This is a genomic window from Pseudoalteromonas sp. SR41-4, assembly GCF_014163985.1.
Lineage (GTDB): Bacteria > Pseudomonadota > Gammaproteobacteria > Enterobacterales > Alteromonadaceae > Pseudoalteromonas > Pseudoalteromonas rhizosphaerae.
Window position 1 is genome coordinate 160,444 of sequence record NZ_JACJEI010000008.1, and the last position, 12,352, is coordinate 172,795.

General features: G+C 40.7%; 13 protein-coding genes. 10 read left to right on the forward strand and 3 right to left on the reverse strand.

From position 1 onward, the window contains the following. Positions 1–38: 38 nt before the first annotated feature. The 7 genes from H5180_RS09170 to H5180_RS09200 all read left to right on the forward strand — a co-directional run bounded on the left by H5180_RS09170 (position 39) and on the right by H5180_RS09200 (position 7,613). Positions 39–530: a hypothetical protein gene (locus H5180_RS09170; RefSeq protein WP_310736494.1), complete on the forward strand. Its 492-nt coding sequence runs from the start codon at positions 39–41 to the stop codon at positions 528–530. Next, a complete protein-coding gene (locus H5180_RS09175) occupies positions 482–859 on the forward strand; it encodes a hypothetical protein (RefSeq protein WP_244270415.1) in 378 nt (125 codons plus the stop codon). Before H5180_RS09170 ends, H5180_RS09175 begins: the two co-directional genes overlap by 49 nt. A 673-nt stretch (positions 860–1,532) precedes the next feature. After that, on the forward strand, positions 1,533–2,912 hold the full coding sequence (locus H5180_RS09180; RefSeq protein WP_145240731.1) for an MATE family efflux transporter: 1,380 nt from the start codon (positions 1,533–1,535) through the stop codon (positions 2,910–2,912). Then, positions 2,909–4,909, forward strand: a complete 2,001-nt coding sequence (gene uvrB, locus H5180_RS09185; protein ID WP_145240732.1) for an excinuclease ABC subunit UvrB — start codon at positions 2,909–2,911, stop codon at positions 4,907–4,909. The genes H5180_RS09180 and uvrB overlap by 4 nt, the downstream gene beginning before the upstream one ends. After that, positions 4,902–5,831: a class I SAM-dependent methyltransferase gene (locus tag H5180_RS09190; protein WP_182758108.1), complete on the forward strand. Its 930-nt coding sequence runs from the start codon at positions 4,902–4,904 to the stop codon at positions 5,829–5,831. Before uvrB ends, H5180_RS09190 begins: the two co-directional genes overlap by 8 nt. Before the next feature lie 6 nt (positions 5,832–5,837). Next, positions 5,838–6,506, forward strand: a complete 669-nt coding sequence (locus tag H5180_RS09195) for a tRNA (adenine(22)-N(1))-methyltransferase TrmK (RefSeq protein WP_182758109.1) — start codon at positions 5,838–5,840, stop codon at positions 6,504–6,506. 87 nt (positions 6,507–6,593) lie between these two features. Continuing rightward, the gene (locus H5180_RS09200; protein WP_182732467.1) at positions 6,594–7,613 is read left to right on the forward strand and encodes a hypothetical protein; all 1,020 of its coding nucleotides are present in this window, start codon (positions 6,594–6,596) and stop codon (positions 7,611–7,613) included. An 11-nt stretch (positions 7,614–7,624) separates the two neighbouring features. Here the strand turns inward: H5180_RS09200 and H5180_RS09205 are convergent, their stop codons facing one another. After that, on the reverse strand, positions 7,625–7,867 hold the full coding sequence (locus H5180_RS09205) for a hypothetical protein (RefSeq protein ID WP_182732466.1): 243 nt from the start codon (positions 7,865–7,867) through the stop codon (positions 7,625–7,627). Positions 7,868–8,048: 181 nt separating this feature from the next. On the opposite strand from H5180_RS09205, the gene H5180_RS09210 reads away from it, so the two are divergent. After that, positions 8,049–8,498 carry an isoprenylcysteine carboxylmethyltransferase family protein gene (locus H5180_RS09210; RefSeq protein WP_182758110.1) on the forward strand — a complete coding sequence of 150 codons (450 nt, stop codon included), beginning with the start codon at positions 8,049–8,051 and terminating at the stop codon, positions 8,496–8,498. Between the two features lie 57 nt (positions 8,499–8,555). Here H5180_RS09210 and queC read toward each other — a convergent pair whose 3' ends face one another. Further along, the gene (gene queC, locus H5180_RS09215; protein WP_257326361.1) at positions 8,556–9,236 is read right to left on the reverse strand and encodes a 7-cyano-7-deazaguanine synthase QueC; all 681 of its coding nucleotides are present in this window, start codon (positions 9,234–9,236) and stop codon (positions 8,556–8,558) included. Positions 9,237–9,363: 127 nt separating this feature from the next. On the opposite strand from queC, the gene queE reads away from it, so the two are divergent. After that, positions 9,364–10,029, forward strand: coding sequence for a 7-carboxy-7-deazaguanine synthase QueE (queE, locus tag H5180_RS09220; RefSeq protein ID WP_145240771.1), 666 nt, complete (start codon positions 9,364–9,366; stop codon positions 10,027–10,029). 160 nt (positions 10,030–10,189) lie between these two features. Continuing rightward, on the forward strand, positions 10,190–10,933 hold the full coding sequence (locus H5180_RS09225; RefSeq protein WP_145240747.1) for a class I SAM-dependent methyltransferase: 744 nt from the start codon (positions 10,190–10,192) through the stop codon (positions 10,931–10,933). Positions 10,934–11,213: 280 nt separating this feature from the next. Here the strand turns inward: H5180_RS09225 and H5180_RS09230 are convergent, their stop codons facing one another. After that, positions 11,214–12,179: an integron integrase gene (locus tag H5180_RS09230; RefSeq protein WP_182758111.1), complete on the reverse strand. Its 966-nt coding sequence runs from the start codon at positions 12,177–12,179 to the stop codon at positions 11,214–11,216. Positions 12,180–12,352 lie beyond the last annotated feature (173 nt).

Sequence of the window (12,352 nt, forward strand, 5' to 3'; positions counted from 1 at the left end):
ACAAGGTTGAGTTAATCGCATATATTGTTGTGTTTTGTGTGGCTTTATATTCAATACCTAAACGCGTTTCTATCGCTATATCAGCAGGTGTAATGGCTACTGGTTTAGCTTTAGGAGACTTGTTTCATGGTCAGCTTGTAGGCAGTTTAGACGTAGATAAGCAGATATACTTTTGGTATTTAGCATGGGCGCTATTGTCACTGCTGCAAGCATTTTTTGTTGTTGTAATTCATTGGTTACTAGGTGTGCTGTTTAAACCTCAAGTTAAACTGGTGTTTATTACTATGGCCATAAACGCATTTTTAAACACTTTAATGTTTATTGATCGCAACATTATGGGATTGAATCTTAGTGGTAGGCCAAATGAATACAGTGACGATAGTTGGTTACTTTGGGATGTTTACAGCATAGGGATTAACGCAAATCTTTTGTTTCTTGCACTAGCGTTGCTATCCCGAGGCGAGTTGAAAGGTAAGTTATTATGGATGTTCTTATTGTATTGTTGTTGCTTTGCGGCATTGTCGCTTTAGGCGTTTTCTCTTATCGCTTCTATATGCTAGAGGCGATGGTAAAAATACCCGAAAGGCATTTGCAAAAGATAACCGATGAATCGTTATCAGAGTTATGCAGTTTATTGAGTCAAGAAGGTGTGCCAAAGGATATTGTAGATTTAGTACGTAATCGTAAGCTAGCGAGCCGTACGTCCCATTTAAAGCACTTTACTAATAACCCTCACGGTGAGTTCATCGAGTTGATTAGAGGCGCTGAGGAGCTTATAGACAGGCAATATGAGACTGGTGAAGACCTATCGCAACCTATCTCAGCACTTCTCAAGTTGGCAAAGACTACCACCGAATAAAAAAGCAGCGAAAGCTGCTTTTTTATTGACCACCGTTTATCACCTTAGCCCGCGCGGCATAAGTGATAAAAAAAGAATTATCATTTAAACCCGTGCTAATTATCAAATTTGGTCGTCGGCTACAGTTTTATGAGCTATTTAACTCAAATTGTCTAAAGTTAGTATTTGCCAACATTGCCGTTAGCGTGTTTAAGCCGCCCCTTTGCACGCCTTTATTAACGTGGCTTTGCAAGAGTTATCCACGGTTTCTGTGGATAACTCTGTTTATGAAACTTTAAGAACGTTGGCAGAGCCATATTTTTAGGGCACTGTGAGGATATCAAGCATTTAAAACAGTTTTTTTATCTCATTTTAAAACAATGACTTGAAAAAATAAGCTGAAAAGAGCTTCGTTGATGAGTAAATTTATTCGTAACGATTCGATTAGCGCAATTTTTGTGTAAAAATGCAGCACCAGTCGCGATGTTTTTGTGATAAAGGTTATAAAAATGTATTTTTATTGTTTTTAGTAGAGGTTCGAAGTGAAATCATCGCTAAACACGTAAAAAGAACACTTTTCTATGCTTTTTTAGGCGTTTTTGTAATCAATTTATAATCACTTGATAAATGCGTGGCTTGAAAAGCCCTGATGCTTTAAAATACCACGCTTAATAAAAGAGGTTTATTTATTCCCATGCGCGCAACTTTGCAGAGCAACTCAGCTCCCGATTTATTAAACGATCCAATAGTACCGACCTTGAAGAAAATGACTGTGCCGATGATTTTCGGCATGATCACGTTAATGATGTTCAATATTGTCGATACATTTTTTATTAGCTTATTGGGAACTGAGCCATTAGCTGCTGTCAGTTTTACTTTTCCGGTAACCTTTACCGTGATCAGCCTAGCTATTGGTTTGGGTATCGGTACGTCAGCGGTTATTGCCAAGGCATTGGGTAGTAATAATATTGAAGAAGCACGTTTTGATGCCAGCATCGCATTATTAATTGCAGTGGTGATGGTGGTATGTTTATCGCTATTTGGTTATCTGTTTATTTCCCCGATATTTAAATTGCTGGGAGCAGGGGAGCAAGTGTTGCCGCTGATCCATGAGTATATGAGTGTGTGGTTTTTAGGCAGTGTATTTTTAATTACCCCTATGGTTGGTAACTCAGTGTTACGTGCCAGCGGTGACACTAAAACGCCTAGCATAGTGATGGGGGGAGCGGGGCTTATCAATGCCGTACTCGACCCAGTATTGATTTTTGGCTTTGGGCCAATTCCTGCATTTGGCATTAAAGGCGCTGCGATTGCCAGCGTCATCGCATGGTCGGTAGCCGTTGTCATTATTTTATATTTGCTAGCAGTAAAAAAAGGCTTGCTGAGCCTAAATGCAAATAACCAAACCCCATTAAGCTCTATTCGAAAAATTCTTAAAATTGGTTTGCCAGCGGCAGGTGCAAATATGTTAACACCAGTTGCAATGGCGGTGATGATTGCCATGGTTGCTCATCATGGACCTGAGGCTGTTGCTGCTTTTGGCGTAGGCAGTCGTATTGAATCAATTGCCAGTCTGGTGGTGTTAGCTTTATCGATGACGTTACCGCCGTTTATTAGTCAAAACTTTGGTGCTGGTAAACTTAACCGTGTTAAAGAGGCGTACACCACAACATTAAAATTTGTGATGATTTGGCAGTTTATTATTTATTTACTGCTCATTGCATTTTCAGGAGTGATCAGTGAGTTGTTTGGTAAAGAGCAGATGGTTATCGATGTGATCAAATTATTTATTTTTACCTTGCCGCTAAGTTACGGTTTGCAAGGGATAATTATTTTGTCTAATTCATCGTTCAATGCCTTACACAAACCAATGAATGCATTAATTCTAAGTGTGATCCGATTATTTATTTTTTATATTCCATTTGCTTATGTCGGTAATTTATATGCCGGTTTACCAGGCTTGCTGATCGGCGCAGCGCTGGGTAATTTATTTACTGCAATAATAGCTTATAAATGGTTTATCAAAGAGCTGAATATGATCAGTAACCAAGCTGTACAGGAGTGCCAAGCATGAGCGACCATTTTCAACTGGTATCTAAATTTAAACCTGCGGGGGATCAACCCACCGCGATTGCGCAGTTATGTGAAGGGTTAGAAGCCGGACTTGCTCATCAAACATTATTAGGGGCAACAGGTACTGGTAAAACATTTACCATGGCTAATATTATCAATGATTTGAATCGCCCAACGATCATCATGGCGCATAATAAAACCTTAGCAGCGCAGTTATACGGCGAAATGAAAGAGTTTTTTCCGCACAACGCGGTTGAATATTTTGTTTCGTATTATGATTACTATCAGCCAGAAGCGTATGTTGTTGCAAGCGATACCTTTATTGAAAAAGATGCCTCGATAAACGAACACATAGAGCAGATGCGCCTAAGTGCTACCAAAGCGCTATTAGAGCGTAGGGATACAATTATAGTGGCATCAGTATCAGCCATATATGGTTTGGGCGATCCAAAATCATACATGAAGATGATGCTGTTGTTAAAAGTGGGCGAAAAAGTTGATCAACGCGATATGCTGCGCCGACTAGCTGAAATTCAATATACGCGAAATGATATTGATTTTAGCCGCGGTACGTATCGGGTTCGCGGTGAAGTTGTGGATATATTCCCTGCTGAGTCAGACACTTTTGCAGTGCGTGTAGAAATGTTTGATGACGAAATAGAACGGCTAAGTATTTTTGACCCGCTTACCGGCGCGGTTGAAAAACACATAGTCCGCGCAACTATCTATCCTAAAACGCACTATGTGACACCCAGAGATAAAATTCTTGATGCGGTTGAGCATATTAAAGCTGAATTAAAAGACCGTCGTGCGCAGTTACTCAGTGCTAATAAACTGGTCGAAGAGCAACGCGTGGCACAACGTACACAATACGATATTGAAATGATGACCGAGCTTGGTTATTGCTCTGGCATCGAAAACTACAGCCGATATTTATCTGGTCGCACGCCGGGCGATCCACCGCCAACCTTGCTTGATTATCTTCCTGAAGATGCGTTAATGATTATTGACGAATCTCACGTTACGGTATCGCAAATCGGCGCTATGTATAAAGGCGATCGTAGCCGTAAAGAAAATCTCGTGGAATACGGTTTTCGTATGCCGTCGGCGATGGATAACCGGCCACTACGCTTTGAAGAATTTGAAGCCATAGCACCGCAAACAATTTATGTATCAGCAACCCCGGGTGATTTTGAACTTGAACGTTGTGGAGATGATATTGCCGAGCAGGTTATTCGCCCCACAGGATTACTAGATCCACAAATTGAAGTACGCCCAGTGGCAACTCAAGTTGATGACTTATTGTCAGAGATATATAAACGCGTAGCAATTGATGAACGCGTGCTAGTAACCACACTTACTAAGCGCATGGCTGAAGATTTAACGGATTACTTATCTGAACATGATGTAAAAGTGCGTTACTTGCATTCGGATATCGATACCGTTGAACGGGTCGAAATTATTCGTGATTTTCGCGCTGGGGTGTTTGATGTGTTAGTGGGTATTAACTTACTGCGTGAAGGTTTAGATATGCCAGAAGTATCGCTAGTTGCAATACTCGATGCTGATAAAGAGGGCTTTTTACGTTCAGCTCGCGCATTAATTCAAACCATTGGTCGTGCGGCTCGTCACTTAAATGGTCGGGCAATTTTATACGGTGATCGAGTCACTAAATCAATGGCCAAAGCTATTGATGAAACTCAGCGTCGCCGCGATATTCAACACGCTTACAACATTAAGCATGGCCTTGAACCACAAGCCTTATTGAAGAAAATTACTGACATTATGGATGTTGGTGAGCGAGCCGGCCCACAAGATAATTTACAGCTGATCCGAAAACAAAGTAAGCAAGTGCTCAGTGCAAAAGAGATCGCAGTGCAAATTAAGCAACTCGAAACCAAAATGCATGCATACGCTAGTGATTTAGAATTTGAAAAAGCCGCATCCGTTCGTGATGAAATCCATGAATTACAACAACAGTTAATTAAAAATGCATAATTTTACGCCCCTTATTACAGCACTTGAAAGTGCGCCCTTAGCAGACAATGAACTTTGTCGTGTGTTTCATGGCCGCGGTCACACTACCGAGCATTTGAGTCATCTAAATATCGACTTTTACCCACCGTGTTTATTTTTAGTGTCGTACGACGAAGTTGACGCACAAACGCTAACGCAATTAAGTGAGCAGCTTTGGCAATGGGCACAACAACACGCTAAAGAATTAATCACCTCGTTGGTATTTCAACAACGCGCCGGACAACAAACTGAAAATAAACTGTTATTTGGTCAACTACCGAGCCCGCATAGTGTTAAAGAAGGTGACAGTGAGTTTTTAGTGGATTTAATGAGCCGTCAAAATACCGGTATATTCCCGGATATGCGCCGTGGTCGGGAGTTTGTGCAAGCCCATAGTAAACACGCTAAGGTATTGAATTTATTTTCATATACCTGTGGTTTTTCGGTTGCTGCAATGCGTGGCGGTGCCGATAGTGTGATCAACATGGATATGAACAAAGGGGTACTGCGCACCGGTAAGCAAAATCATCAACTTAATGGCTTTGACCGTAGTGTGAGCTTTTTACCGCACGATATATTAAAGTCGTTTGGTAAACTTAAAAAGGCTGGCCCTTTTGATTTAATTATTGTTGATCCGCCAAGCTTTCAAAAAGGCAGTTTCATTTTAACTAAAGATTATCAAAAAGTGCTGCGCCGCTTACCTGAACTGCTCAATGACCATACTCAATTGCTGTTATGTGCTAACAGTCCAGAGCTAAGTGAAGCGTCATTTAAAGCGCTGATAGACGAACACACTCAAGGTGCGATTGAATTTGTAGAGCGCCTAGCGCCGACCCATGGTTTTGTTGATGTTGATAGCGACCGTAGCTTAAAAGCATTGATCTATAAAACGGCTCAAGTTTAGCTTTAAATGAAACTAAGTAGCCGCCTCAGTGCAATCGATTCGTTGATCTGCGCGCCGTATGATGTAATTTGGGACTGTTGTTGTGACCACGGTTTGCTTGGTATGGCGCTTTTAAAGCGGGCAGCCGCCAAGCAAATAAACTTTGTTGATATAGTGCCTACGTTAATGGACGAGCTTGAACACACGCTTACGCGTTTTAGTGATCAGCAAGCAGCTTGCCAATGGCAAGTATTATGTCAGGATGTAGCTACAATTGAGCTGCAGCCATCAGCCAAACAGCTGATCATTATCGCCGGAGTCGGTGGAGAATTACTGCTGAGGCTAGTACAAAAAATGGTTGCTAATTGCCCTGAAAAGCTTCGTGAACAACTCAGTTTTATTGTTTGTCCGGTGCATCATACCTATACCTTACGACAAGGTTTACAGGCGTTAGGTTTAGGACTTATCAAAGAACAACTGGTGCAAGAAAACAACCGTTTTTACGAAGTGATACAGCTAAGTTTTACCAGTAATACTGCGTTGAGTGCTACTGGGAGTCAGATGTGGGACAATGCTGAGCAAATGCACGAATTGTATCTGCAACAATTAGTTGCGCACTATACTCGGATGTTGAACAAAGACCGTACATATTTTCAACATGTGCTCGATGATTATCAAAAAATATCGCTAAATTAAACGCAGCACTGTGATCTATCGACTAGCGTTACAGCGTAAATAACTCATCTTCAGCGCTTTGTGTTAGCGAGTTTACTTGGTTTAGTTATGTCAGATAAAAATAACCACTTTACATCAGTCAAATATACTCATAATGAGCTGCTATATAATTGTGAGCAGCCAATTGCTTATGCACCCATCGTGCAATTGAGTAACGCGAGCTGGGTAGTGCCGCAACATTTTTTACGTTATCAACATACCCTCGAAAGCGTGAACGAAACCCTTGATAAAATTGAGTTTTCAACTCACTTTCGGGTGCTCGCCGCAAAACAGAATGAGCAAATTTATTTACAAGTGGCGATTCTTAGTCCAGATAATTATCGCAGCACCAAGGCAAAAAAGTTATTATTTGGCCGGCGCTGGTTTGTGGAAGAAAACTTACCTACCTCGGAATTGATCCAAACCGCTTTTTTAGCGTTAAAAATAGCCCGTGAACACGAAGTAAGAGAACTATTTCAACTCGATAGTGAGCAGGGCAGCAGCACGCCGTTTAATAACCATCATGATTTACCTTTATTAGCACAAAACCCGCAATTAACCATGGCTGCTGATCATCAACCGCAAAGTGTCATAAAGTTACTTGCTAGATGTTTATTTGCTGGAGCTGCACTGACTCTAATTACACAACAAAAAATTGCCGATGAGCACATACTTTACACTCTGCGGCTCAATTGTACTGACTGTCAGTTAAGCGAATTTAACGCAAAAACAGTGATTTTTTTAGCCGCAGATACATCTGCAAATGCTTTTTTGCATGGCTTGATGACCGCGTTGGTAGCGATCAGTAATGATTATGTAAATGAGCAATTTAAATATGCAGGTTTTGCGCGCTTTAGTAAAAACGTTAATGTAGAGCAAATCGGGGCATTGAGTATTGTGTTGCGTTCGCAGCATGCGTTGCAATTATGCGAACTTGGCAAACAACATGCCGATCAATTAAATTTTGAAATTGACAGCTCTCGTGCTCCACAAGGGTGCGGGCAAGTGATCTGTGGGTTTTTAGCCGCTCATGGAATTGAGCAGCCAGAAAATGCGCATTTATATCCAGATTACTTGCAAGCGCTTTAAACGCGGCAAATTTACAGTTTATTGATTTCTTGTTTTACGCTGTAACTTGGATCAGTCACGATAGCTTCTAATGTTTGTACACGCTCTTTTAACGCAAGCATTTCAGCATTAACAGCAGCAATTTGATTATTCGACTCTTTATTATCGGTGAGTGTACGGTGTTTAAACTCTAAATGTTTTTTATACATATCGTACATTACCCCAAACCCAACAGAGATAAATACGATCATGACTACCATAGTAGTTCCTGACATGGTGTATTCCTTATTATTTTATATAGTGTGTAAAGTATAACCAGAATGCGCAAATGATGAAGCTGACAATTGTAACTTTATTTGTATCAACATGAACCTCTGCAGTATATTCATCAGTGATACAGTGTGATGAGTGTTTAATTGCAGCATTAACTAATTTTAACAACGACAGTGAGTTACTATGCTAAATAATAAAATCCCTCCGATTATTATAGTGCTTTTTTTTGCTGTGCTGATGGCGGTAATTGCCCACTACAGTGTGATTGATTTCACCACATTTATTTTTTATGTTGCGGTTATTTTACTCACCATAGGCTGTATTTTTTGTATCGCTGGGGTGGTTAGTTTTCGCTTAGCAAAAACCACTGTAAACCCAAGTAAACCAGATCAAGCGTCAGCACTGGTCACCACGGGTGTGTACAAAGTTTCACGTAATCCAATGTATGTTGGTTTTGCTTTTATACTGGCAGGTTGGGGAGTGTGGTTAACATCACTGTGGGCGTTATTGTGTGTGCTGGGCTTTATTTGTTACTTAACTTGGTTTCAAATTATTCCAGAGGAGCGGGCTCTATTAAAAATATTTGGTCAAGGGTACAGCGATTACAAGTCTCGGGTAAAACGTTGGCTGTAAACTTATTTCAGTAAATAATAAAAAGGCTATCGCGATGATAGCCTTTTTTAATGTGGGTTATTCGTACTCGATTGGATCGGTAATGTTATTAAGGCTAAATGCCTCTAAGCGCTCTTGGCAGGCACCACATTTACCACAGGCTTTTTCACGGCCATTATAGCAAGTCCACGTTTGGCTGTAGTCCAAGCCCATTTTTAAACCATCGGTAAGAATGTCAATTTTGGTGTCATTTAAATACGGGCTGAAAATTTCCACGGCGTCGTAATTAGCAATACGACACAAATCATCCATCTTTTGCACAAATTCAGGACGGCAATCAGGGTAAATCGCATGATCCCCAGAGTGAGCACCGTAATAAACTTGGCTTGCTTTGAGTGATACAGCGTAACCCACAGCCAGTGACAGCAAAATCATGTTGCGATTAGGCACTATGGTGCTTTTCATGTTTTCGGCTTCGTAGTGGCCTTCTGGGACATCAATATCATCAGTTAACGATGAGCCACCAATTAACTGATTGATCGCAGAAATATCAACTATCTTATGCGGTACGCCAAGCTTTTCACACACACTGGCTGCAACTTTAAGCTCTTTTACATGACGCTGACCATAGTCAAATGACAGGGCATATACCTCGCGGCCTTGCTGCAGGGCTTTATTTAATACGGTAAATGAGTCCATACCGCCGGAGTAAATCACAACTACTTTTTGCGTCATAACTGTTTTGCTCTTAGTTTTAATAGAGGTTTATATCAGGGCGCGATATACTACACGGCTGGGGCATAAATAACAATTTTCGACCGTGTTTTTTGATTTTTTAAACTATGTTTATGCTCGTAATTAATGCCAAGTAGTGAGTGAGACTCTTTTGTACAAAATTAATGAAATATTTGAAACCATTCAAGGCGAAGCGAGCTTTACCGGCACGCCTTCAATATTTTTACGTTTACAAGGTTGCCCCGTAGGTTGCGCTTGGTGTGACACTAAGCAAACGTGGGAAGTTGATAATGTGTATAAAGTATCACTGGACGACACGGTTGAGAAAAAGGCTGATTCAGATCACTGGGCGGACGCATCAGCTGAGCAAATATTTAACTTGTTTGTCGATCGTGCTTATCGTGCCAAGCATGTAGTGATCACCGGCGGTGAGCCATGCATGTACGACTTAAACCCGGTGTGCGAATTACTTCATGCTAACGGCTACAGCACACAAATAGAAACCAGCGGCACTTTTGAGATTTTAGCCCCAGCACAAACGTGGGTGACGGTATCACCGAAAATTAATATGCGTGGCGGCTACGACGTACTTACTTCAGCCATGCAACGCGCCGATGAAATAAAACACCCAATCGCGATGCAAAAACACGTTGTAGAGCTTGAAGAGTTATTTGCAAAAACAGGCGTTACCCCCAAGCTTGTTTACCTGCAACCAATTAGCCAAAAAGTCTCTGCAACTAAGTTGGCAATTGAAACCTGTATTGAAAAAAACTGGCGCTTATCAGTGCAAGTACATAAGTATTTAGGGATAAACTAAAACTGCCAGCGGTAAGCTTTAAGTTAATGTGTAAATTAAAAGTTGGGTTGAGTAAAACAAAACCCAACAAACCTCTTACTTTCATATCTGCTTCGTTAATGGTGATAATTAGTTTATTATGCGCGACTTAAAATACTCTACTCCAAACCACTAGGCTGATATGTCCGCGAACGCTCTATACACAGACCTTTCTGATTACTATGACTTAATGTGCGCAGATATAGATTATCAAGCCCAAAGCTATTTTATTCATAGGCTACAGCAAATCTTTGGTAATAAGGGAAATACGCATCTTGATTTAGCATGCGGCACGGGCCCACATGTTCGTCATTTTATTGATTACGGTTATCAAAGTAGTGGGCTTGATATAAATCAACCCATGCTAGATAGAGCAACTATTCGTTGCCCAGAAGCGCAATTTTCATTGCAGAATATGAGTGAGTTTGTGATCCCTGAGCAAGTGGATTTAATTACCTGCTTCTTGTATTCAATCCACTACTGCGACGGCATTAATAAATTAACAGACTGTATTACAAGCGTACACCATGCACTAAAAGCCGGTGGTATATTTTGCTTTAACGTTGTTGATAAAAATCACATCGATAACGATTCATTTGTAGAGCATACTGCTGAAAACGCGGGCAGCTTATTCACATTCCGCTCTGGTTGGAATTACAGTGGCAGTGGCGAAAAACAGTCATTAAAGCTCAGTATAAATAAAGCAACAGCAGACGAAACATTTGTATGGCACGACGAGCACCCAATGGTCGCTGTTAGTTTTGCCCAGTTAAAAGAAGCCCTAAAACCTTATTTTGAAATACATGTGTTTGAACATGACTACGAAAAAATAACCCCATGGGGTGAAAGCTCTGGCAATGCCGTTTTTGTGTGCGTAAAAATTTAAATTAGAAAGTTAAGACAATGATTCACAAAAAGATTAAGGGTTAAGAGACGCCGCGTTTTAGAAAAATTCATATAAAGCAAGGAGCTTACAAATAAGCATTGTCCTGTTGAGTGACTCGCTCGTGAGACTGATCAGGCAGCTGATATATATCCCTAGCTAAACAATCAGAGAGTGCTCTGCGGTCTATTTTTTTGCCCTTCTAACAGCAGCAAATCCACATAAGATTATTATCGGGTTTTTTGTATTCCCCAAACGCGATACTCCAATAGATAATAAGAACCTAAAGTAGCTGCGACAACGGGCTTTTTACGCCACTGGCACCACTGTTAAGTACATGCGTATAAATTTGCGTGGTGCGAACATCGCTATGGCCGAGTTGTTCTTGCACGGTGCGTATATCTGCACCGGATTCAAGTAAGTGGGTAGCGAACGAGTGCCGTAGTGTATGGCAGGTAACATTTTTTTGAATTTTTGCCAGCTTTGCTGCCTGCTTAATTGCTTTACGAGCTGTTGTTTCATCAATATGGTGACGTCGCAGCTTTTTACTTTCTGGGTCCATGCTTAACTGGGCAGAAGGAAACAAATATTGCCAGCTCATTTCATAAGGAGCCGCTGGGTATTTTCTAGCTAGTGCATTCGCAAGCCAGACACCGGCATAGTCTGTTGCTTGTTTGTCTCGTTGCCAGTAATCATTTACCAAGTGACTTTGGCTGCGCAACAACGGCAGTAGTTCGGGTGCTAATGTTACTCTGCGGTTTTTATTGCCTTTGCCCTGCCAAATCATTAATGAGACATAGTCATAATCGACATCTTTTACCCGTAGCCTTACAGCTTCCATTAAACGTAGACCACTACCGTAAAGTAACTGAGCGATAAGTTTATACTTTGGATCCATTGCCAATAATAAACGCTGCATTTCTTCACGGGTCAGTACTACAGGTAATTTAGGTGGCACGAGTGATTTATTAAAATTCATCTCAAGTGATAACGGCCGCTGAATAATATGACGGTATAAAAATACTAAAGCATTTAAAGCCGTTGCCTGAGTTTTCATTGCAACATTACGTTGATTACTTAAATAAGATAAGAATTGCTCAACCTCCGACTCTGCCAATTGCGCTGGATGTTTTTTAGCATGGTATAAAATATAAAATTTTATCCAATATTGGTAAGTGTCTATAGTGCGTTTGGCATAACGACGCGTTGTCATAAAGTCACGGATGGATTCTAAAAATACAGAAGCCATGATCTGCTCCAGTTTTAACTGTATATATAAACAGTAGTTGTATTTAGTTTTTTTTCAACAACTCGCGGGATTATTTCTTGTATTTTACAACAACAAAAAAACAACAAATATAAATCCCTTGATTTACATTTAGATACAGAGTTAGACTGAAAGTATTAAAAAACTCAAAGGAT